General features: G+C 38.8%; 17 protein-coding genes. 15 read left to right on the top strand and 2 right to left on the bottom strand.

Going from position 1 to position 22,775, the window contains the following annotated elements:
• Positions 1-121: 121 nt before the first annotated feature.
• Entirely contained in the window at positions 122-1,606 is a 1,485-nt protein-coding gene (locus HMPREF2571_RS04100; RefSeq protein ID WP_070847227.1) for a DUF1846 domain-containing protein, read from the bottom strand.
• Between the two features lie 305 nt (positions 1,607-1,911).
• Here HMPREF2571_RS04100 and HMPREF2571_RS04095 point away from each other — a divergent pair, with 305 nt between their 5' ends.
• The 6 genes from HMPREF2571_RS04095 to dexB all read left to right on the top strand — a co-directional run bounded on the left by HMPREF2571_RS04095 (position 1,912) and on the right by dexB (position 9,086).
• Positions 1,912-3,171 carry an ABC transporter permease gene (locus HMPREF2571_RS04095; protein WP_013990340.1) on the top strand — a complete coding sequence of 420 codons (1,260 nt, stop codon included), beginning with the start codon at positions 1,912-1,914 and terminating at the stop codon, positions 3,169-3,171.
• A gap of 15 nt (positions 3,172-3,186) precedes the next feature.
• The gene (locus HMPREF2571_RS04090; protein WP_013990341.1) at positions 3,187-3,819 is read left to right on the top strand and encodes an ABC transporter ATP-binding protein; all 633 of its coding nucleotides are present in this window, start codon (positions 3,187-3,189) and stop codon (positions 3,817-3,819) included.
• A 13-nt stretch (positions 3,820-3,832) separates the two neighbouring features.
• A complete protein-coding gene (locus HMPREF2571_RS04085) occupies positions 3,833-5,209 on the top strand; it encodes an ABC transporter permease (protein WP_013990342.1) in 1,377 nt (458 codons plus the stop codon).
• Between the two features lie 78 nt (positions 5,210-5,287).
• Positions 5,288-5,941 carry a response regulator transcription factor gene (locus tag HMPREF2571_RS04080; RefSeq protein WP_013990343.1) on the top strand — a complete coding sequence of 218 codons (654 nt, stop codon included), beginning with the start codon at positions 5,288-5,290 and terminating at the stop codon, positions 5,939-5,941.
• A complete protein-coding gene (locus tag HMPREF2571_RS04075; RefSeq protein WP_070847226.1) occupies positions 5,938-7,242 on the top strand; it encodes a sensor histidine kinase in 1,305 nt (434 codons plus the stop codon). Before HMPREF2571_RS04080 ends, HMPREF2571_RS04075 begins: the two co-directional genes overlap by 4 nt.
• Before the next feature lie 233 nt (positions 7,243-7,475).
• The gene (gene dexB, locus HMPREF2571_RS04070) at positions 7,476-9,086 is read left to right on the top strand and encodes a glucan 1,6-alpha-glucosidase DexB (protein WP_013990345.1); all 1,611 of its coding nucleotides are present in this window, start codon (positions 7,476-7,478) and stop codon (positions 9,084-9,086) included.
• A 58-nt stretch (positions 9,087-9,144) separates the two neighbouring features.
• On the opposite strand, the gene HMPREF2571_RS04065 is transcribed toward dexB, so the two are convergent.
• Positions 9,145-10,140, bottom strand: coding sequence for a LacI family DNA-binding transcriptional regulator (locus HMPREF2571_RS04065; RefSeq protein WP_013990346.1), 996 nt, complete (start codon positions 10,138-10,140; stop codon positions 9,145-9,147).
• Positions 10,141-10,279: 139 nt separating this feature from the next.
• Between HMPREF2571_RS04065 and HMPREF2571_RS04060 the strand changes: the two genes are divergently transcribed.
• The 9 genes from HMPREF2571_RS04060 to HMPREF2571_RS04025 all read left to right on the top strand — a co-directional run bounded on the left by HMPREF2571_RS04060 (position 10,280) and on the right by HMPREF2571_RS04025 (position 22,717).
• Positions 10,280-11,446, top strand: coding sequence for a galactokinase (locus HMPREF2571_RS04060; protein WP_013990347.1), 1,167 nt, complete (start codon positions 10,280-10,282; stop codon positions 11,444-11,446).
• A gap of 19 nt (positions 11,447-11,465) precedes the next feature.
• Positions 11,466-12,947 (top strand): UDP-glucose--hexose-1-phosphate uridylyltransferase, encoded by a 1,482-nt coding sequence (gene galT, locus HMPREF2571_RS04055; protein ID WP_041817201.1) that lies wholly within the window; start codon positions 11,466-11,468, stop codon positions 12,945-12,947.
• Positions 12,948-12,976: 29 nt separating this feature from the next.
• Positions 12,977-13,978, top strand: coding sequence for a UDP-glucose 4-epimerase GalE (gene galE, locus HMPREF2571_RS04050; protein ID WP_013990349.1), 1,002 nt, complete (start codon positions 12,977-12,979; stop codon positions 13,976-13,978).
• A 69-nt stretch (positions 13,979-14,047) separates the two neighbouring features.
• A complete protein-coding gene (locus tag HMPREF2571_RS04045; protein ID WP_070847224.1) occupies positions 14,048-15,094 on the top strand; it encodes an aldose epimerase family protein in 1,047 nt (348 codons plus the stop codon).
• Between the two features lie 109 nt (positions 15,095-15,203).
• Positions 15,204-17,108: a sugar MFS transporter gene (locus HMPREF2571_RS04040; protein WP_013990351.1), complete on the top strand. Its 1,905-nt coding sequence runs from the start codon at positions 15,204-15,206 to the stop codon at positions 17,106-17,108.
• Between the two features lie 2 nt (positions 17,109-17,110).
• Complete coding sequence (locus HMPREF2571_RS04035; RefSeq protein ID WP_013990352.1) at positions 17,111-20,128, top strand: beta-galactosidase, LacZ type; 3,018 nt, start codon at positions 17,111-17,113, stop codon at positions 20,126-20,128.
• Positions 20,129-20,565: 437 nt separating this feature from the next.
• A complete protein-coding gene (locus HMPREF2571_RS10805; protein WP_231844797.1) occupies positions 20,566-21,234 on the top strand; it encodes a hypothetical protein in 669 nt (222 codons plus the stop codon).
• Complete coding sequence (locus HMPREF2571_RS10800) at positions 21,210-21,785, top strand: hypothetical protein (protein WP_231844798.1); 576 nt, start codon at positions 21,210-21,212, stop codon at positions 21,783-21,785. The genes HMPREF2571_RS10805 and HMPREF2571_RS10800 overlap by 25 nt, the downstream gene beginning before the upstream one ends.
• Before the next feature lie 89 nt (positions 21,786-21,874).
• The gene (locus HMPREF2571_RS04025) at positions 21,875-22,717 is read left to right on the top strand and encodes an aldo/keto reductase (RefSeq protein ID WP_013990355.1); all 843 of its coding nucleotides are present in this window, start codon (positions 21,875-21,877) and stop codon (positions 22,715-22,717) included.
• Positions 22,718-22,775: the final 58 nt, after the last annotated feature.

Below are 22,775 nucleotides of genomic sequence, written 5' to 3'. Positions count from 1 at the left end.
AAAAAGTGGGTTATCAAAAAGGGAACTCGATAGAGTTTCCCTTTTTTCTTTCTCCAGCTAAAGTGATTTCGAAAAGACCCCAGTTACTAAAACTGAGGTCTTTGATGTTTATAGTCAGTTATCACTTACGGTACAATTTGTCGTATTGATAGTAAGGATCGAATGTGACATTGATACCGAGCTTACGAAGAACATTTTTATCTTCATCAGTAAGGATGATTGTTGAGTGAGCTTCAGAACCTTTGAGGTTACCAAGTTCCTCCATGGCATGCGCCGCATCCGCATTGTTGGCAGCTGTAATGGCCAAGGCGATAAGGATTTCGTTGGAGTGGAGACGAGGATTACGGCTACCCAGATGGTCAATTTTCAGACCTTGGATAGGTTTAACCACTTCAGGCTCGATAAGTTTAGTATCCTTATCAATACCTGCAGAAGTCTTGATAGCATTAATCAAAGCAGCTGCAGTTGGACCAAAGAGTTCTGAATTCTTACCAGTGACGATTTGACCATTTGGCAATTCGAGGGCAAGGGCAGAACCACCTGTTTCTTCAGCCTTAGCGCGTGCTGCAACGACCACTTGGCGATCTTCAGGAGTAATACCAAGATCGTTCATGAGCAATTCAATCTTCTTAATAGCAGACTCAGGCACACGTTCATTTTTGAAATCAAGAACGGTCTGATAGTAGCGACGGATGATTTCTTGTTTAGAAGCTTCTTTGGCTGCCTCATCATCCGTAATGGCAAAACCAACCATATTAACACCCATATCCGTAGGTGAAGCGTAAGGAGACTCACCAAGAATACGTTCAAGCATACGTTTAAGGACTGGGAAAATCTCGATATCACGGTTGTAGTTTACAGTCGTTTTTTCATATGTTTCCAAGTGGAAGGGGTCAATCATATTGACATCATCAAGGTCGGCAGTGGCAGCTTCATAGGCCAAGTTGACTGGATGATGAAGTGGCAAATTCCAAACTGGGAAGGTTTCAAATTTTGCATAACCTGATTTGATGCCATTGATTTGGTCGTGGTACATGTTAGACATACATGTCGCCAATTTACCAGAACCAGGACCAGGAGCAGTAACGACGATAAGGTTACGGCTAGTCTTGATATAGTCATTTTTCCCCATACCCTCAGGAGAAATGATATGGTTCATATCCGTCGGATAGCCCTTGATTGGGTAGTGGATGTAAGATGTGATGCCGTTTTTTTCCAATTGGTTACGGAAAGCATCGGCTGCAGGTTGACCAGAATACTGCGTAATAACAACAGAACCCACATAGATATTGAGCTCGTTGAATTTATCAATCAGACGAAGAACCTCTTGGTCGTAGGAAATGCCAAGGTCACCACGAGCCTTAGAGTGCTCGATATTGCTGGCATTGATGGCAATAACCACTTCGACCTGATCTTTGAGCTCTTGAAGGAGCTTAATTTTATTGTCAGGTTCATAACCAGGAAGGACGCGGGCAGCGTGGAAATCTTCTAACATCTTACCACCAAACTCCAAGTAGAGCTTGCCGTCAAACTGGTTAATGCGCTCCAAAATATGGTCGCGTTGCAGATTCAAATACTGTTCAGAACTAAAAGCTTGTTTCTTCATAAATAAAAATACCTCTGAGAAAAATTATATCAAATGCCGAGGGTAAATGCTATTGGCGAAAGACGATTTATGGGAGAAAAAGAGGTGAAGTCAATTATGAAACGAATTTTTTATGATAGTCCTTTAGAGTTATTATTTAATTGGAGTTCTCATCTCAGCAGTTAGATTTTTAGATAACAATCACTTTAGAATATTGAATTTCATAAAGGTTTCACATTTGTCGTCTATAATTAGGATAAGAAAAATGAAGAGTCCTTATTTATCTTTGGTGTAGCTGAGGGCCAATGTCTTAATGGAGGTGGAAGATGGTTCTCTTACAACAGGCAGTTGCTTATATTTTCCGCAAAAAAACGCGGAATTTTATCCTTTTTCTCATTTTATTTTTGATATTATCTTGCTTGTATTTTTGTTTCTCTCTTATGCAAGTTGGTGGAGGAATGAAAGCACAAATCAGGAAGTCAAGTGGGGCAAGTTTTGCTCTGGTAAGTAAAGAAAGAGGCAGTGCATTTTCCTGGAAAGAGGGGGAAAAGATTAGTCATCTATCTGATGTGATGACAACGATACCTGAATATATAAGCCCAGTACGACTAATCGATAAGAAGGTCGTTACAGGAAAACAAACGGTGAAACGTGATGACCTTGATAATGAGGCTAATCAAGCCTTGGGAGCCACTTTCACTAAGAGAACAAGACAAAGTGTTGATTTTAGGAGTGGTGCTTTTCAACTCCTTAAGGGAAAGCACTTATCTGCTAAAGGTCAAATTATGATTCATGAATCGCTTGCTAGAAAAAATAAGCTAAGCGTCGGAGACAAGCTGACCTTGTCCAATTTTCAGGTGACTGAAAATAGAGCTAAGAAAATGAGCTTTGATATCGTTGGTATTTTTTCTGGCAAGAAGGAGGAGACATTTACTGGAATGTCCTCAGATTTAAGTGAAAATCAAGTCTTCCTCCATTATGAGGACTCTAGCCAGCTGCTTAATTTGACTGATAAGTTAGTGACAAAATTATCCTTTGGTATTAAGAATCCAGATAGAATCGACCAAGTCATTAAACAAGTGGAACAATTAGATATCGATTGGTATCGTCTACGTTTGGACGAGGACCGAAAGTCTTTTGACTCCTTGAAGGAATTGTCTCAAGCGCTACAAGAAATAGTCAGAACGATGATGATTAGTTTAATTGTTACTGGAGCAGGTATCCTCTCGTTTTTAATGGCACTATGGACGCGTGAGAGAAATCATGAGATAGGTATTCTTTTAGCAATTGGGAAGAGCAAGGGACGCATTTTTGCTCAATTTCTTATGGAGATATTGTTGGTGTCCCTTATGTCTTTGCTACCAGCCCTTGCTATTGGACGACTACTAAGTCGACTGTTTTTGCAAGAATTTATAGGACAGCAAGGACAGCAGCAGGCTCTTCAGTTATTGGATCAAATTCCTCAGGGACTACCTTTAGGGCTATCTTATCTATGTCTTCTAGTCTTGGTAATATTATCGCTCGGTGTGACAACAGGTCTCATTTGGCGCAAAACTCCAAAAGAAATCTTATCTAATATGAGTTAAGGAGAAAGGAACACTATGTTAGAACTCAAAGATGTTACGTATAGTTATCAAAATAAAAGTGAAGCTATCTTCTCGAAGGTGAATTATCGTTTCGAGAAAGGTAAATTTTATAGTATTATTGGGCAATCTGGAGCGGGAAAATCGACCTTACTTTCCCTTTTGGCAGGTCTTGATTATCCCAAGAAGGGGCAGGTCTTGTTTAACGGAGAAAATATCAAGAAAAAAGGCTACAGTTATCACCGTAGACACCATGTTGCGCTTGTTTTTCAAAATTACAATCTTATTGATTATCTTACACCTTTAGAAAATGTACGACTTGTAAATAAAAATGTCGATGAGAAGATACTTTCTGAATTGGGATTAGATGAAAAGCAAATTAATCGAAATGTCCTGCAACTTTCAGGTGGGCAACAACAACGCGTAGCTATTGCACGGGCTTTGGTTTCAGAGGCTCCGATTATCTTAGCAGATGAACCGACAGGAAATCTAGACGACGAAACTGCCAAGGATATTATTGCTATCCTTAAAAGAATGGCCTTAGATCGCCAAAAATGTGTTATAGTTGTCACGCACAGTAAGGAAGTTGCTCAGGCATCTGATGTGGTTTTAGAGTTGAAGAAGAAACAACTCATAGAAAAGAAAAAATAAAGAAAGGACTCTTATGTTTCGAAACGCTTTTGCATATATTACACGAAAATGGTCAAAGTCACTATTACTGTTAATTATTATTCTTTTGATGAGTACTCTTAGTTTGTTAGGACTTGCTATGCGAAGTGCAACCCAAGAAGCTGCATCCAAGAGTCTAGGGTCAATTACCAATAGTTTTTCAATGCAGATTAATCGTAACACGAATCCTGGAACTCCTCGAGGGGCTGGAAATCTTAAGGGAGAAGATATTAAAAAGATTAGTGAGACTAAAGGGATTGTTTCGACTATAAAACGGATAAATGGTATTGGTGATTTACTAGATTATGAGATTATCGAAACAGAGCAAACGCTACAAAATCAGTCGCCAGAACGTGCTAAAAATTTTAAGTCTACCTTGATGTTGACAGGAGTCAATGACTCATCAAAAGAAGACAAATTTGTTTCAGGTGCTTATAAACTAGTTGAAGGAGAACATCTAACCGATAAGGATCATAATCAAATCTTGATGCACGAAGATTTAGCTAAAAAGAATGGTCTTAATGTAGGAGATAAAGTAAAGCTTAAATCTAATCTCTATGACGCTGATAACGAAAAAAGGGCTGATGAAACAGTAGAAGTGACTATCAAAGGTTTATTTTCTGGTCAAAATAAAGCAGCCGTTACCTATGCTCAGGAGTTGTATGAAAACACCCTCATCACTGATTTAGATACAGTAGCAAAACTCTATGGTAATACCGTAGAAACTGCCACTTATGAGGATGCCACTTTCTTTGCTAAAGGTGATCAAAATATTGATTCCTTGATAGCAAAGATTCAAAAGTTGGACATTAACTGGACCCTCTACGATCTTGTTAAGAGTTCATCAAACTACCCTGCTTTACAGGAATCTATTCTTGGGATGTATCGTGTGGCAAATCGTATGTTTATTGGAAGTCTCATTTTTACAAGTTTATTGCTAACCCTTCTGTTGATTTTATGGTTAAATGCTCGTCGTAGAGAAGTTGGTATCTTTTTGGCCTTGGGACTTAAAAAGACACAGGTTGCTGGTCAATTTTTAATGGAATTACTGATGATTGCCTTACCAGCCTTTCTTTTATCATATGGTTTAGCGAGTTTCTTTGCCGAAAAAGTTGGTAAAACAGTCCTTTCCAATGTTACGGAAGGTATCAATAAGCAAATGACAAAAGAATCTCTAGCTGCAAATCTCGGTGGAGGGGCTGAGGCAGAGAGCTTCAGTAAGACTCTGACTCAGATTCATATGACAGTCCAACCTAAGCAACTTTTAGTAGTTATTCTAGTCGGTGGCTTTATCTTAAGCTTGGTATCCTTAATTTCTTCTCGCTGGCTTCTTCACAAGAAACCCAAAGACCTCTTAGTTGATGTTGAATGATAAGTTTGCTGCACCTATAAAAAACGGTATAATGAAAGAAAGCGATTATATATTATATATAGATGAAAAGGATAATGTATGAAGATACTAATCGTAGAAGATGAAGTCCTGATTCGAGAAGGGATGAGCGACTATCTCATGGAATGTGGTTATGAGGTCTTTGAAGCAGGCGATGGGCAGGAGGCCCTGGATATCTTTCACAGAGAAGCTCCGGATCTAGTCTTGCTGGACATCCAGCTTCCTATCTTCAATGGCTTGGAAGTCCTCAAGACCATCCGCAAGACCAGCTCAGTCCCTGTCCTCATGCTAACGGCCTTCCATGACGAGGACTATAAGTTGACAGCCTTTGGAGAGTTGGCAGATGGCTACCTGGAAAAACCCTTCTCCTTGTCCCTCTTGAAGGTCCGTATCGAAGCTATTTTTAAAAAGCTTCAACCTTCACGGGTCTTCACCTATGGAGAGGCACGGGTGGATTTTGAGAGTTATACAGCCAGCCTAGCTGGGCAAGCTATTTCCATGAATGCCAAGGAGTTGGAAATCTTGGAATACTTGCTCCAGCATGAGGGCAAGGCCCGGACCCGCTCTCAGATCCTCGATGCCGTCTGGAAGGAGACGGAAGAGATTCCTTTTGACCGGGTGATCGATGTCTATATCAAGGAACTACGAAAAAAACTGGAGCTAGACTGTATTGTTACGGTACGCAATGTCGGCTATAAATTGGAGAGACCATGACCAAACGGAGTATCTTTGCAAAAATCTTTCTGATCACCTTTGCCCTTTTTAGTAGCTTAGTTATCCTTCTCCATGCTTCGGTTTACTTTATTTTTCCATCGAGCTATATCGAGTCCCAGCGCCAGACGATTTTGAAGAAATCGCAAGCACTGGCCAAGAGTTTCCAGGGTCAGGAAGAAGGGACCATTGAGTCGGTCATCGACCTTTATTCCAAGACCAATGATATCAAGGTGTCTATCAAAGGAAAGCAAAAACAAAATGCCATAGAGGTAAAGGATGACCTGCTCGTGAACCCTGAAAGCCAAAATAATTCGGTGGTTATTGAAGAGCGAAAGATTCAGACCAAGGAAGGGAAAGACTTAACCTTGCAATTCTTAGCGACCGTCGATTCGCAAAAGGAAGCGCGGGACATCAGTCTGGGCTTTCTTCCCTATAGTCTCCTTGCTTCCTTTGTTCTATCGCTAATTGCCTCCTATCTCTATGCCCGCTTGATTTCCGCTCCGATCCTTGAAATCAAGCAGATGACCAAGCGGATGAAGCGGCTGGATCGGACAGCCAGTCTTCCCATCCATTCGCAGGATGAGATCGGCGTCCTCAAGCAACAGATTAACGATCTCTATCACCATCTTTTAGAGGTGATCGACAATCTAGAGCAGCAGAAACAGGAAAATCTGAAGTTGGAGCAGATGAAGGTCGAATTCCTACGGGGAGCTTCGCATGAGCTCAAGACGCCTCTGGCCAGCTTGAAGATTATCCTAGAAAATATGCGAGATAAAATTGGTCGCTACAAGGATCGGGACCGCTACCTATTAGTTTCTCTTGACATCGTCGATGAGATGAACCAGATTGTCCTAGAGATCCTGTCTTTATCTTCTGTTCAAGAATTAGGTGGTGATAAGGAGTGGATTCAGTTAGATGATGTGGTAAATCGGATACTCACTCAAAATCAAGTGTTGGTTGAGAATCGCTCCCTATCAATTGACAATTATCTTCCGGCAACTAGTATTTTCATGAATTTACCTATTTTGAAATTGGTTCTCTCAAATATCATCAGTAATGCAGTCAAGCATTCTGATAAGGGTGGAGTGATTCGAATAGGTTTAGAAAATGAAGGAACTGATTTTGTCATTGAAAATACGAGTGTATCTAAAGAAAATATTTCAACTAAAGCTCAGTCTAAGAAAGAAGGAGGATTAGGCCTTTTTGTGGTCAAATACCTTTTAGAGCATGAGGAACTTAGCTATAGATTTGAAGAAAGTTCTACGGGGAGGCGCTTTGTTATGGTCTTGCCCAAAAAGTAAAAAGCGATGGTTAAGGTATTAACCATCGTTTTTTTTGTATTGTTAAAATAAGCAAAGGCTAACCTTACATTTCAACTCTATTATTTTTCAATATTACCAAAAGTTTAAGGAGTCTGGAGTATAGGTCATTGAAATGTTTTAAACAACAAAAAGAAAACGCTTGCATAACTTCTAGAAAAACGTAAAATAGAACTATCAGACTCACGATAATAATAACTACGAGGAGTAGAATCATGCAAAAACATTGGTGGCATAAAGCTACGATTTATCAAATTTACCCCAAGTCGTTCATGGATTCCAACGGTGATGGCATCGGTGACCTCAAGGGGATTACCAGTAAGTTAGACTACTTGCAAAAGCTTGGAATAACAGCCCTATGGCTTTCGCCTGTCTATGATAGCCCAATGGATGACAATGGCTATGATATCGCTAACTATGAGGCTATTGCAGATATTTTTGGAGACATGAGTGACATGGATGAGCTTTTGGCGGAAGCCAAGAAGCGTGATATTCAAATTGTTATGGACTTGGTGGTCAACCATACGTCTGATGAGCACGCTTGGTTTATCGAAGCACGTGAAAATCCAGAAAGTCCTGAACGTGATTTCTATATCTGGCGAGACAAACCTAATGAGTTAGTATCTATCTTTAGTGGCTCCGCTTGGGAATATGATGAGACCTCAGGCCAATATTATCTGCATTTCTTTAGTAAGAAACAGCCAGACCTCAATTGGGAAAATCCACAGTTGCGCCAGAAAGTTTATGACATGATGAATTTCTGGATTGATAAGGGAATCGGTGGTTTTCGCATGGATGTGATTGATATGATTGGTAAGATCCCAGATCAACTGATTGATACAAACGGTCCAAAACTTCACGATTATATCAAGGAGATGAACCAGGCAAGCTTTGGAAAGCACGACCTTCTAACCGTTGGTGAAACCTGGGGAGCAACACCTGAAATTGCTAAACAGTATTCAAATCCAGATAATCAAGAACTTTCCATGGTTTTCCAGTTTGAACATATTGGACTTCAGCATAAGCCAGATAGGCCTAAATGGGAGTATGAGAAGGAGTTGGATGTTTCAGAACTTAAGGCTATTTTCAATAAATGGCAAACCGAGTTAGAGTTGGGACAAGGGTGGAATTCACTTTTTTGGAATAATCATGATCTGCCTCGTATTCTCTCAATGTGGGGAGATACTGGTGTCTATCGCGAGAAGTCAGCCAAGGCCTTGGCTATCCTCCTTCATCTGATGAGAGGAACACCTTATATTTATCAAGGTGAAGAAATCGGCATGACCAATTATCCTTTTAGAACTTTGGAAGAATTGAATGACATTGAATCTCTCAACTATGCCAAAGAAGCTCTCGAAAAAGGGGCATCGATAGAAGTTATCATGGACCAAATCCGTCAGGTGGGTCGTGACAATGCTCGAACACCAATGCAATGGGATACGTCTAAAAATGCTGGATTTAGCATATCGGATAAGACTTGGTTACCTGTTAATCCAAACTATAAGGATATAAATGTTGAATCAGCCCTTGCCAATCCAGAATCAATTTTCTATACATATCAGAAGCTCGTAGAGCTTCGTAAGACTCAAGATTGGTTGATAGATGCTGACTTTGAACTCTTGGAGACAACTGACAAAGTCTTTGCTTATATTCGGAAAACCAAAGATAGCAGTTATCTGGTTGTAGTCAACCTATCAGACCAAGAACAAGACTTCTGTTATGATTTCGAAAGAGCAGAAGTTGTCATTGCAAATACCGAATTAGAGCCAATTAAAGACCAAGGCAAACTCCAAGCCTGGGATGCTATTTGTGTGAAAGTGAAATAAAAAGAAAAGTGGTTGTCAACTAACTGTTGGCGACCACTTTTTATCTATTAAATAGTTGTTATTTCGTACTTTCTCTCAGAGTCAGTTTAGTGCCCAACATAGTAAGTGTCGGGATTTCTCTTGGAGCCAAGACTTGTTTATTGAGGACATCCATGGCAGTTCGTCCCATTTCTTCGGTGTAGACAGTGACACTAGAAAGTGGCGGATAAACTTGTTTGGCTAGACTGGTGTCATTAAAGGAGATAATCTGGATATCTTCTGGGACATTAATGCCATTTTCCTGAAGGGCTCTAAGAGCACCGATAGCCAGACTATCACTAGCAGCAAAGTAGGCATCTGGTAGGGGTGTACCACTTGCTATTTTAGAGGCTAAAAGGTCATAGCCAGATTGAACTGTAAAATTACCTGAAAGAATCAAAAGAGGGTCATAGATGCTCTTTTCAATACAGTAGTTACGATAAGAACGTAAACGAGGCTCCGGAACGATTTCAGTTGAATCCGTTGTTTTTTCTTGCCCTGTTAAAAGACCGATGCTCTTACACCCTTGCTCAGTGAGATAACTTAGTGCCGTTTGAACAGCATTTTCAAAGTCAGTTGTCACACAAGGATGTCCCTGAAGTAGGGTATCACTATCTACAAAGACCAGTAATCTACCCAATGATTCCAATTCAGTAATCTGTTCACGACTAAACTTTCCGATACAAAGTATACCTATGACTTCTTCAGCGAGACTAAAAGGAATGTCATTGAAATAACGAAGCATCTCGTAGTCTAGCTCATGGGCTCTTGTTTCAATTCCAAGCCGAATGTTGTAGTAGTAGAGATCGTCTAACTCATCTTCCTCACTTACCCATTGGATAATTGCCACTTGATGTTTTTCTTTTTTCAAGTTTCCGATTTTCTTATGTTTGGTATATCCGATTTCATCTGCCGCAGTTAAAATACGGTGCCTGGTTTCTTCAGTAACGGAGAGGTTTTCATCTTGGTTGAGAACACGTGAAACAGTTGCGATTGATACATCAGCCAATTTTGCGATATCTTTTAATGTAGCCATATTGTTCTCCTTTCATTCAAAGTATACCATAAATTCTAAAATTTTACCTATTTTTTACTAAAAAACAGTAAAAACATTGATTTTCCTTGTGAAAGGGGTTACACTGTTAGTGTAAAAAAGAATAAGCGAGGTACATCCTATGAAGACATCACAGTTAAGAGAAAAGTTTAAAGAAGTTTTTGGTGTAGAAGCAGAACATACTTTCTTTTCTCCAGGTCGTATTAATTTGATTGGTGAACACACTGACTACAACGGTGGACATGTGTTCCCAGCAGCTATTACCTTAGGTACTTACGGAGCGGCCCGTAAACGTGATGACAAAGTTTTGCGTTTCTTCTCAGGTAACTTTGAAGATAAGGGAATCATCGAAGTACCACTTGAAAATCTTCGTTTTGAAAAAGAACACAACTGGACAAACTATCCAAAAGGTGTTCTTCATTTCTTGCAAGAAGCTGGTCATACGATTGATTCAGGTATGGATATTTACATCTATGGTAACATTCCAAATGGATCAGGCTTGTCATCGTCATCATCTTTGGAATTGTTGATTGGTGTTATTGCTGAAAAACTTTATGACCTTAAATTGGAACGCCTTGACTTGGTTAAAATCGGTAAGCAAACTGAAAATGACTTTATCGGCGTTAACTCTGGTATCATGGACCAATTCGCTATTGGTATGGGAGCTGAACAACGTGCGATTTACTTGGATACAAATACTTTAGAGTATGACTTGGTACCACTTGACCTTAAAGACAATGTTGTTGTCATCATGAACACTAACAAACGTCGTGAATTGGCTGATTCTAAATACAATGAACGTCGTGCTGAATGTGAAACAGCAGTATCTGAACTCCAAGAAAAGCTTGATATCCAAACACTTGGTGAATTGGACCTCTGGACATTTGACGCATACAGCTACTTGATTAAAGACGAAAACCGTATCAAACGTGCCCGTCACGCAGTTCTTGAAAATCAACGTACACTTCAAGCTCGTAAAGCACTTGAATCAGGTGATTTGGAAGGCTTTGGTCGTCTTATGAATGCTTCTCACGTGTCATTGGAACATGATTACGAAGTTACAGGTCTTGAACTTGATACTTTGGCACACACAGCATGGGAACAAGAAGGTGTTCTTGGAGCTCGTATGACAGGAGCGGGATTTGGTGGATGTGCCATCGCGTTAGTAAACAAAGATAAAGTTGAAGATTTCAAAAAAGCAGTTGGTCAACGTTATGAAGAAGTCGTTGGTTATGCACCAAGCTTCTATATTGCTGAAGTAGCTGGCGGTTCACGAGTACTTGATTAATGAGAAAGAAGTAGAGATTATGGCTGAAAATTTAGTAAACACTTTTGTAACTCTGGTTATTGAAAATAGTGATTATGAGGAATTGGACCGTATCTATTTGACAAACAAAGTTTTTGCTTTGGTTGGAGAAGGAGTTGCTGATGTTGAAACAGATAGCTCTGAGTTGATTGACCTTAAAGACCAGTTGCTTCAAGCAGGTGTTAAAGCTGGTTCTGTAGGTGAACTTAATGAAGAACAAGATATCATCGGTGCTCAACTCATGGACTTGATTACACCAAGCCCTAGTGCTGTCAATCGTAACTTCTGGGATACCTATAAATCAAACCCAGAGCAGGCAATTGCTGATTTTTATGACCTTAGTAAACGCAATGATTATGTTAAGGTAAAGGCAATTGCTCAAAATATCGCTTATAAAGCTCCAACTAAATACGGTGACTTGGAAATTACGATTAACCTTTCAAAACCTGAAAAAGATCCAAAAGCCATCGCTGCAGCTAAAAATGCGGTAGCTTCTGATTATCCTAAATGCCAACTTTGTATGGAAAATGAAGGTTATCTAGGTCGCATCAATCACCCAGCTCGTAGTAACCACCGTGTTATTCGTTTCCAAATGGAAGAAAATGATTGGGGCTTCCAATATTCACCATATGCCTACTTTAATGAACATTCTATCTTCTTTTATGGTAAGCACGAACCAATGCACATCAGTCCATTGACGTTTGGTCGTCTCCTATCAATTGTTGAAGCATTTCCTGGTTACTTCGCAGGTTCAAATGCCGATCTTCCAATTGTAGGTGGTTCAATTCTTACACACGAACACTATCAAGGTGGTCGCCACACTTTCCCAATGGAAGTAGCAGGCATTAAAGAAAAAGTTAGCTTTGATGGATACTCTGATATTGAGACTGGTATCGTTAATTGGCCTATGTCTGTTCTTCGTCTAAGAAGTGAAGACAAGGAAAGACTTATTGCTCTTGCAACCAAAATTCTAAATTGCTGGCGTGGCTATTCAGACGAAAAAGCTGGAGTCTTGGCTGAGTCTGATGGGCAACCTCACCACACAATTACCCCAATTGCTCGTAGAAAAGACGGCAAATTTGAATTGGATTTGGTTCTTCGTGACAATCAAACTTCTGAAGAACATCCAGACGGTATCTACCACCCACATAAAGATGTTCAACACATTAAGAAAGAAAACATCGGTTTGATTGAGGTTATGGGATTAGCCATTCTTCCACCTCGTTTGAAAACAGAACTTAAAGATGTTGAAGATTATCTATTGGGTCAAGGCAACCAAGTTGCTCCAATTCACCAAGAATGGGCAGATGAACTCAAAGCTCAAAATACAAATGTTACGGCCGAGGAAGTAACAGAAGTTGTTCGACAATCTGTTGCAGATATCTTTGCTCGTGTACTAGAAGATGCAGGTGTTTATAAGACTAATAGTGAAGGCTTAGATCAGTTTAAAGCATTTGTAGATTTTGTAAATTTAGCTGATTAATTGTTTTTTCTGAAGAAAGGAGATAAGAAATGGCAATTTTAGTATTAGGTGGAGCTGGTTATATCGGTTCTCACATGGTTGATCGCTTAGTTGAAAACGGTCAAGAAAAAGTAGTAGTAGTAGATAGTTTGGTAACCGGTCACCGTGCTGCCGTACATCCAGATGCTATTTTCTACCAAGGCGATCTCTCTGATCAAGATTTTATGAGAAAGGTCTTCAAAGAAAACCCAGATGTTGATGCCGTTATTCACTTTGCAGCCTATTCATTGGTTGGTGAATCAATGGAAAAACCACTCAAATATTTTGATAACAATACAGCTGGAATGGTTAAATTGCTTGAAGTTATGAACGAATGCGGTGTTAAATACATTGTCTTCTCATCAACAGCAGCAACTTACGGTATCCCAGAAGAAATTCCAATTCTTGAAACAACACCACAAAAACCTATCAACCCATACGGTGAAAGTAAGTTGATGATGGAAACTATCATGAAGTGGTCTGATAAAGCTTATGGTATTAAATATGTGCCCCTTCGTTACTTCAACGTCGCTGGTGCAAAACCTGATGGATCTATCGGTGAAGACCACGGTCCAGAAACTCACCTTCTTCCAATTATCCTTCAAGTAGCTCAAGGTGTTCGTGAAAAAATCATGATTTTTGGTGATGACTACAACACTCCTGATGGAACAAATGTTCGTGACTATGTTCACCCATTTGACTTGGCTGATGCTCACCTCCTTGCTGTTGAATACCTTCGTAAAGGTAATGAATCTACAGCCTTTAACTTAGGTTCATCAACAGGTTTCTCAAACCTTCAAATCCTTGAAGCCGCTCGTAAGGTAACTGGTAAAGAAATTCCAGCTGAAAAAGCTGATCGTCGTCCTGGTGATCCTGATACATTGATTGCTTCATCTGAAAAAGCACGTACAGTTCTTGGATGGAAACCACAATTTGATAACATCGAAAAAATCATCGCAAGTGCTTGGGCATGGCATTCTAGCCATCCAAAAGGGTACGATGATCGAGGATAATTAAAATAATAAACAAAGGGTCAAAGAGTATATATAATTATTGTACTCTTTGTTTTTTGAGGAAAAAATATGAAAATAAGCTGCGAAATTATTGGAAAAGTTGATTCAGGCGATGTCAGTAAAATTTCAATGGAAAATAATAATGGTGTTGTCATTTCCACACTCACAACAGGTGCTACACTTCAGGAGTTTTTGGTTCCAACGGAAACTGGTGCTCTTAAAAATATAGTACTTGGTTTCAGTGATTACGAGGATTACTATAAGAATAATTTATGTGCCTGCCAGTCCATTGGTAGGGTTGCTGGAAGAATTGGGAAAGCTTCGTATACTCATAATATGGTTCTTTATAGCCTTCCTAAGAATGAGGGAGAAAACTGTTTACATGGCGGTCCAAAAGGAATGCAGGTTCAAAATTGGAACTATGTCACAAACCTGAATGATGAATATGTTGAGACAAAATTTATTAGAAGACTTTATTCAAGTGTAGATGGCTTTCCAGGTGATGTTACAGTCTCTATTAGTTATAGACTTAACAATAATAACCGCTTAACAATACTCTTTGAAGCCTTCGATGTTACAGAGTCAACAGTCTTTAATCCGACAAACCATGTTTACTTTAATCTTAGCGACAAACAGGATTTATCAAGTCATGAGTTACAAATCTATTCAGACTATCGTTTAGAGTTGGATTCTGAGTTAATTCCAACAGGACAAAAAATTAATGTAGATGGAACGAATTATGATTTCAGAAAGACAACTGACTTGCTACCTCGAATTGAAGCAAATAATGGTTTTGATGATGCCTTTGTAGTTGGAGGGGAAACTTGTGATCATGTGAAAGAAGTAGCTATTTTGCATGACAAAGAAAGCGGAGATGGTATTGAAATCTTCTCTAACAGAAATGGTTTAGTTATTTATACTATGGATAATATAGAGGATAATATTTACTTTGCGAGAGATCGAGGAACAATTGCAAAAGGACGAGAAGCTATAGCCATGGAAGCACAAACACTCCCAGATGCCGTTAATCATAGAGATTTTGGAGATATCATCTTGGAGGAGGGGCATAGTGTAAGCTATGAAATCGGTTTCCAATATTTTAATTCATCAAAATAATTATGTTTAGTAAAAGTTTAGTAAAATATCACTAAAACTATTGACGGTTTAAACTAATACTTATATAATGTAAGCGTATTCAAAAAACAACTAACAGGAGGTTTTCGTAATGGGAAAATCTAAAGGTCAAATGAAGTCTCGTCTATCCTATTCAGCTGGTGCTTTTGGTAACGACGTCTTCTATGCAACGTTGTCAACATACTTTATCATGTTTGTGACAACTCACTTGTTTAACACAGGTGATCCAAAGCAAAATAGTCACTACGTACTATTAATTACTAACATCATCGCTATTTTGCGTATCTTGGAAGTATTTATCGATCCATTGATCGGTAACATGATTGATAACACTCATACTAAGTATGGTAAATTCAAACCATGGGTAGTTGGTGGTGGTATCATCAGTTCTATCGCCTTGTTGCTTCTCTTCACCGATTTAGGTGGTTTGAATAAAACAAATCCTTTCTTGTACCTTGTACTTTTCGGAATTATCTACCTTGTAATGGATGTTTTCTACTCAATTAAAGATATCGGTTTCTGGTCAATGATTCCTGCCTTGTCTCTTGACAGTCATGAACGTGAAAAAATGGCAACTTTTGCCCGTATTGGTTCTACGATTGGTGCCAATATTGTAGGTGTTGCCATCATGCCAATCGTTTTGTTCTTCTCTATGACGAATAGTAGTGGCTCTGGAGATAAGTCTGGATGGTTCTGGTTTGCATTTATCGTTGCTCTCATTGGTGTGATTACATCAATTGCTGTTGGTATTGGTACACGTGAAGTTGAGTCAAAACTTCGTAATAACAAAGAAAAAACTAGCCTTAAACAAGTCTTTAAAGTTCTTGGTAAAAACGACCAATTGATGTGGTTGTCTCTCGGATATTGGTTCTATGGTCTTGGTATTAATACACTTAATGCTCTTCAACTTTTTTACTTCACATTTATCCTTGGTGATCCAGGAAAATACTCAATCCTTTACGGATTGAATACAGTTGTTGGTTTGGTTTCAGTTTCACTCTTCCCTAGTCTTGCTGGTAAATTCAACCGTAAACGTTTGTTCTATGGATGTATTGCAGTAATGCTCGGTGGTATCGGAATCTTTAGTATTGCAGGAACATCACTTCCAATGATCTTGACTGCAGCTGAACTCTTCTTCATTCCACAACCTCTTGTGTTCCTTGTTATCCTCATGATTATCTCTGACTCAGTAGAATATGGTCAATGGAAATTGGGACACCGTGATGAATCACTTACTTTGTCAGTTCGTCCACTTGTTGATAAACTTGGTGGTGCGATGTCAAACTGGCTTGTTTCTACAATTGCCGTAGCTGCCGGTATGACAACAGGTGCCTCAGCATCAACAATTACAACACATCAACAGTCTATCTTTAAGCTTAGCATGTTTGGTTTCCCAGCAGCAGCAATGCTCATCGGAGCCTTCATTATTGCTCGTAAAATCACTTTGACTGAAGCACGTCACGCTGAAATTGTTGAAGAATTGGAACATCGCTTTAGTGCAGCAACTTCTGAAAATGAAGTTAATGCTAATATCGTTTCTCTTGTAAACCCTACAACTGGTAAACTAGTTGATCTTTCAAGCGTTAGTGACAAACACTTTGCTTCAGGTAGCCTAGGTAAAGGATTTGCAATCAAACCTTCTGATGGTAAAGTTTTTGCCCCAATTAGTGGTACAGTTCGTCAGATTCTACCTACTCGTCATGCGATTGGTATTGAAAGTGATGATGGTGTCGTTGTTCTCGTACACGTTGGTATTGGAACAGTTAAACTTAAAGGTGAAGGATTCATTAGTTATGTTGAACAAGGTGATCGTGTTGAAGTTGGACAAAAACTTCTTGAGTTCTGGTCACCAATTATTGAAAAAAATGGATTGGATGATACAGTACTTGTTACGGTAACTAATTCTGAAAAATTCAGTGCTTTCCACCTTGAACAAACAGTTGGAGAAGAGGTTGAAGCCTTGTCTGAAGTTATTACTTTTAAAAAAGGAGAGTAAGTATGAAAACAACTGAAAAACTTCAAACTTACTTAAACGATCCAAAGATTGTTAGCGTTAATACAGTTGACGCTCACTCAGATCATAAGTATTTTGAATCACTTACAGAATTTTCTGAAGGAGAGATGAAGTTAAGACAATCTCTTAATGGAAAATGGAAAATTCACTATGCTCAGAATACAAATCAGGTTTTAAAAGACTTTTATAAAACAGAATTTGATGAAACTGATTTGAATTTCATCAATGTACCAGGTCATTTGGAACTTCAAGGTTTTGGTTCTCCACAATATGTGAATACCCAATATCCTTGGGATGGTAAAGAATTCCTTCGTCCACCTCAAGTTCCTCAAGAATCAAATGCTGTTGCATCATACGTTAAACATTTTACCTTGAATGATGCATTAAAAGACAAAAAAGTATTTATCTCATTCCAAGGGGTTGCCACTTCCATCTTTGTATGGGTCAATGGTAACTTCGTAGGATACAGTGAAGATTCATTTACACCTAGTGAATTTGAAATTAGTGATTACCTTGTTGGAGGTGATAACAAGTTGGCGGTAGCTGTTTATCGTTACTCTACAGCAAGCTGGTTGGAAGACCAAGACTTCTGGAGACTTTACGGTATTTTCAGAGATGTTTACTTGTACGCTATTCCAAAAGTTCACGTTCAAGATCTCTTTGTTAAGGGAGATTATGATTACCAAACAAAAGCAGGTCAATTGGATATTGATTTGAAGACTGTTGGTGATTACGAAGATAAGAAAATTAAATATGTTCTTTCAGATCATGAAGGCATCGTTAAAGAAGGTGATGCATCTGTTAATGCTGACGGTGAACTATCTGTAAGTCTTGAAGATTTGCAAATCAAACCTTGGAGTGCTGAAAGTCCTAAACTTTACAATTTGACCCTTCATGTTTTGGATGATGGCCAAGTTGTTGAAGTCGTTCCAGTTAAGGTTGGATTTAGACACTTCGAAATTAAAGATAAACTCATGCTTTTGAATGGTAAGAGAATTGTCTTTAAAGGGGTTAACAGACACGAATTTAACGCTAGAACAGGACGTTGTATCACTGAAGAAGATATGCTTTGGGATATCAAAGTGATGAAACAACATAACATCAATGCTGTTCGTACTTCTCACTATCCTAACCAAACACGTTGGTATGAATTGTGTGATGAATATGGACTTTATGTTATCGATGAAGCCAACCTTGAAACACACGGTACATGGCAAAAACTTGGTCTAAGCGAACCTTCATGGAATATCCCAGCTAGTGAACCAGAATGGTTGCCTGCTTGTTTGGATCGTGCCAATAACATGTTCCAACGTGATAAGAACCATGCTAGTGTTATCATTTGGTCTTGTGGTAATGAATCATATGCTGGTAAAGATATTGCTGACATGGCTGATTACTTCCGTAGTGTTGACAATACTCGTCCAGTTCACTATGAAGGTGTTACATGGTGTCGTGAATTTGATTACATTACAGACATCGAAAGTCGTATGTATGCGAAACCAGCTGATATTGAAGAATACCTCACTAACAATCCTCAAAAACCTTATATTTCATGTGAATACATGCACACAATGGGTAACTCTGGTGGTGGATTGAAACTCTACACTGACTTAGAGAAATATCCAGAATACCAAGGTGGATTTATTTGGGACTTCATTGACCAAGCTATTTACAAACCACTTCCAAATGGTAGCGAATTCCTATCATATGGTGGTGACTGGCATGATAGACCTTCTGACTACGAATTTTGTGGAAATGGTATTGTCTTCGCAGATCGTACCCTAACTCCAAAACTTCAAACAGTTAAACATCTTTACTCTAATATTAAGATTGCTGTTGATGAAAAATCAGTAACTATCAAGAATGATAATGTCTTTGAAGATCTTTCTGCTTATACTTTCCTAGCTAGAGTTTACGAAGATGGTAGAAAAGTTAGCGAAAGTGAATATCACTTTGATGTTAAACCAGGTGAAGAAGCAACATTCCCAGTAGAATTCGCTGTTGGAGCTTCAAATGCTGAACGAATTTATGAAGTTGCTTGTGTTCAGAATGAAGCAACTGAATGGGCTCCAAAAGGACATGAAATTGTTCGTGGTCAATATGTTGCTGAAAAGATTAGCACTGAAACACCAGTTAAAGCACCTTTGAATGTTGTTGAAGGCGACTTCAACATCGGAATTCAAGGACAAAACTTCTCTATCTTGCTTTCACGTGCACAAAATACGCTAGTATCTGCTAAGTATAACGGTGTTGAATTCATTGAGAAAGGTCCTAAACTTAACTTTACTCGTGCTTACACCGACAACGATCGTGGTGCTGGATATCCATTCGAAATGGCAGGCTGGAAAGTTGCTGGAAACTATAGTAAGGTTACAGATACTCAAATTCAAATTGAAGATGACTCTGTTAAAGTGACTTATGTTCATGAATTGCCTGGTTTTTCTGATGTCGAAGTTAAGGTAACTTATCAAGTTGATTACAAGGGTCGAATCTTTGTTACTACAAGCTATGATGGTAAAGCAGGTTTGCCAAACTTCCCTGAATTTGGTCTAGAATTTGCTATCGGTTCACAATTTACAAACCTAAGCTATTATGGATACGGTGCAGAAGAAAGCTACCTTGATAAACTTCCTGGTGCCTATCTTGGTCGATATGAAACATCTGTTGAAAAGACATTTGCTCCATATCTAATGCCACAAGAATCTGGTAATCACTATGGTACTCGTGAATTTACAGTATCTGATGATAACCATAATGGTCTTAAATTCACCGCACTAAATAAGGCATTCGAATTCAGTGCTTTGCTTAACAGTACTGAACAAATTGAAAATGCTCGTCATCAATATGAATTGCAACAATCTGATGCTACATGGATTAAAGTTCTTGCTGTTCAAATGGGTGTCGGTGGTGACGACTCATGGGGTGCTCCAGTTCATGACGAATTCTTGGTTAGCTCAGCAGATAGCTATCAATTGAGCTTCGTGATTGAACCACTCAACTAAAGTATTATTGGACTTTGCCTCCAACGATATATTTGATAAAGGAAACTCGAAAGGGTTTCCTTTTGTCATGGTTTGAAGTAAGAAAAAAGGAAACAGACCTCTGTTTCCTTTTAAAATATAACTCAGTTTTCAATTCCCTTAAAAATGGGAGTGGTCAAGTAAAATTATGAAAAAGTGAGTTAAAGTTATTGATATAGAAAAGGGACTAAACCACTCCCAAGACGTTAATGATTTTTTGTAGCTTTGGATGAAATTTGAAGATTATGCCTTGACGTTAATCGTCCAATAGCACTCTATCTAATATAAGTATACAACTTTGGGTTTAGATGTCCCAAAATAAGACTCTATGGATTCTTATCTGTATTGTGATTGGCGACTATTTTTGTCAATAAAAATTTAAGAGGTTGTTGATTTCACTTAGAATATAGTAACGCTCTATGAAAACGTATACAATAGTAGTTAGAGAAATAAACATAGATTGGAGAAGATTGATGACATCATCTTTTGAAGACTTCACAAAAAAAGCAGAAGCATTCTTAGAAGAACATATTACAGAGTATCTCAGTGTGGACATGGCTCTTGAAGATTTTGCAAGACAATATAACCAAGGGCTTTTTGATGAGATCACTTCCTCTGATTCAAAGCAGGAGAGAGCTTGGAAACTCATTGAAGAGGCTTATCATTATCACGAGGAAGATCCTTCGAGAAGTCAGGAATTTTTGACAGAAGCTTTAAAACTAGATCCTGAAAATCTTGATGCTAAGCAGATGCTCTTAACTTTTCAAAGTCCACTTGAACATCTAAAAGGCCTAATTGCTTTAGAAAAAGAGCAAAGGTCCAAGTGGGATCAAGGTCCAAAAATGGGCTGGGCTAATCTTGACGAGCGTCCTTATTTGTCTTTGAAGTATAATCTTGCTAAATTTTATTTAAGCAACAGTATGAAGCGGTTTGCTATTAAGGAATTTGAAGAGATTCTAGAGATAGATGTTCAAGATCACATGGGAGTCTGTTACGAATTGATGGCTACCTATTGTAATCTGGAGGAGTTTGATAAGGCTAAAAGTTTTTCGAATGTGAGCAAATGGAATATCACGAAGAAGATTTGATGATAGTACCAATGATGACGGTCTCTCTAATGACGGGACATAGTGAGGATGCGGATTTCTATTTTGATCTTCTCTATGCAAAAAATCCAGAGTTCGAAAATTATTTAAAAATGATTGAACAAGGTGATGAAGAGCGTCTAGTTGCCGAAACGCTTAAAGTCAACCCTATCTTATTTGAAGCCAATAGTATGCAAAGTCTTTTAATGGTTTTTAATCAAGTCGTTGATCTGTCCCAGTCAGAATATTATTTTACTTGGTTAATCGAAAAATATCGTGCAAAACGCCCACAAATACAAGTTGGGAAAAAGAAAAATCCACAATTGCACAAACTAATTAGGCAATTGGAAAAAAGTATAGAACCAAGCAAAGCCCTCCAAGGTCTTTCAATAAGTGTGGAACGTATACTTCGTCAACATGACTTAATAGAGTTTAAAGATTTTAAAAAGAAAACGGAAGAGGAAGTAGCAGCTATTAGAGGAGTTGGCAAGGTGAGCATGCAAATCCTCAAAGAAAATGGTGTTGTCTTTAAAAAGAAGCGGAAAAAGAAGTAAGTCAACATCATACTAGCCGTAGCAAATCTTTGCATTTTTATCTTATATTTTTTAAGATAATTCTGTTACAAATTGAAAAGGAGAACAGGATGGAAACATATACACTTTCAAATGGCGTTACGATTCCTAAAATTGGTTTTGGGACTTGGCAGATTCCAGAAGGGGAAGAAGCTTATAACAGCGTTAGTTTCGCACTTAAGGCTGGTTACACACATATTGATACAGCGCAAATCTACGGTAACGAGGTTTCTGTAGGTAAGGCGATTGCTGATAGTGATGTGGCGCGTGAGGATATTTTCCTAACGACTAAACTTTGGAATGACAAGCATGATTACGAATTGGCTAAATCCTCTATCGATGAGTCACTCGAAAGATTAGGTGTGGATTATTTGGATCTATTACTCATCCACTGGCCAAATCCTAAGGCTCTTCGTGAGAACGATGCTTGGAAGGCCGGCAATGCAGGCGCATGGAAGGCTATGGAAGAAGCCTATAAAGATGGTAAGGTGCGTGCTATTGGGGTATCTAACTTTATGCAACATCACCTTGAAGCTCTCCTTGAAACGGCTGAAATTGTGCCACATGTCAACCAAATTCTCTTAGCTCCAGGTTGTGCTCAAGAAGACTTGGTTGCTTATTGTAAAGAGCGTGACATTCTTCTTGAAGCATACAGCCCACTGGGTACTGGTAGCATTTTTGGAAATGAAGACGTCGAAGCAGTGGCTGAACGTAACGGGAAATCTGTTGCTCAAGTCGCCCTACGTTGGAGCCTTCAAAAAGTTTTCTTACCACTACCTAAGTCAGTGACACCAAAAAATATTGAAGCCAACTTGGATATCTTTGATTTTGATTTGTCAGAGGACGACATGGCAGTCTTGGATAAGATTCAAGGCATCAAAACTCAGGATAATCCTGACACAGTTAATTTTTAATAGGATAGAAGCAACTCGTCAGAGTTGTTTTTTTTATTTTGTGACTTTAAGTCCGTTT

The organism is Streptococcus sp. HMSC068F04 (assembly GCF_001837455.1).
Lineage (GTDB): Bacteria > Bacillota > Bacilli > Lactobacillales > Streptococcaceae > Streptococcus > Streptococcus salivarius_D.
The sequence above is the reverse complement of the archived record's forward strand: the minus strand, read 5'-3'. Positions and strand labels throughout refer to the sequence as shown.

Excerpts from the sequence above, each read along its gene's own strand:
- HMPREF2571_RS04080 (WP_013990343.1), top strand. The coding sequence starts at position 5,288 with ATGAAGATACTAATCGTAGAAGATGAAGTCCTGATTCGAGAAGGGATG.
- HMPREF2571_RS04095 (WP_013990340.1), top strand. The coding sequence starts at position 1,912 with ATGGTTCTCTTACAACAGGCAGTTGCTTATATTTTCCGCAAAAAAACG.
- HMPREF2571_RS10805 (WP_231844797.1), top strand. The coding sequence starts at position 20,566 with ATGAAAACGTATACAATAGTAGTTAGAGAAATAAACATAGATTGGAGA.
- HMPREF2571_RS04100 (WP_070847227.1), bottom strand. The coding sequence starts at position 1,606 with ATGAAGAAACAAGCTTTTAGTTCTGAACAGTATTTGAATCTGCAACGC.
- HMPREF2571_RS04085 (WP_013990342.1), top strand. The coding sequence starts at position 3,833 with ATGTTTCGAAACGCTTTTGCATATATTACACGAAAATGGTCAAAGTCA.
- galT (WP_041817201.1), top strand. The coding sequence starts at position 11,466 with ATGGCTGAAAATTTAGTAAACACTTTTGTAACTCTGGTTATTGAAAAT.
- HMPREF2571_RS04040 (WP_013990351.1), top strand. The coding sequence starts at position 15,204 with ATGGGAAAATCTAAAGGTCAAATGAAGTCTCGTCTATCCTATTCAGCT.
- HMPREF2571_RS04060 (WP_013990347.1), top strand. The coding sequence starts at position 10,280 with ATGAAGACATCACAGTTAAGAGAAAAGTTTAAAGAAGTTTTTGGTGTA.
- HMPREF2571_RS04065 (WP_013990346.1), bottom strand. The coding sequence starts at position 10,140 with ATGGCTACATTAAAAGATATCGCAAAATTGGCTGATGTATCAATCGCA.
- HMPREF2571_RS04075 (WP_070847226.1), top strand. The coding sequence starts at position 5,938 with ATGACCAAACGGAGTATCTTTGCAAAAATCTTTCTGATCACCTTTGCC.
- HMPREF2571_RS04035 (WP_013990352.1), top strand. The coding sequence starts at position 17,111 with ATGAAAACAACTGAAAAACTTCAAACTTACTTAAACGATCCAAAGATT.
- HMPREF2571_RS04045 (WP_070847224.1), top strand. The coding sequence starts at position 14,048 with ATGAAAATAAGCTGCGAAATTATTGGAAAAGTTGATTCAGGCGATGTC.
- HMPREF2571_RS04090 (WP_013990341.1), top strand. The coding sequence starts at position 3,187 with ATGTTAGAACTCAAAGATGTTACGTATAGTTATCAAAATAAAAGTGAA.
- HMPREF2571_RS04025 (WP_013990355.1), top strand. The coding sequence starts at position 21,875 with ATGGAAACATATACACTTTCAAATGGCGTTACGATTCCTAAAATTGGT.
- HMPREF2571_RS10800 (WP_231844798.1), top strand. The coding sequence starts at position 21,210 with ATGGAATATCACGAAGAAGATTTGATGATAGTACCAATGATGACGGTC.
- dexB (WP_013990345.1), top strand. The coding sequence starts at position 7,476 with ATGCAAAAACATTGGTGGCATAAAGCTACGATTTATCAAATTTACCCC.
- galE (WP_013990349.1), top strand. The coding sequence starts at position 12,977 with ATGGCAATTTTAGTATTAGGTGGAGCTGGTTATATCGGTTCTCACATG.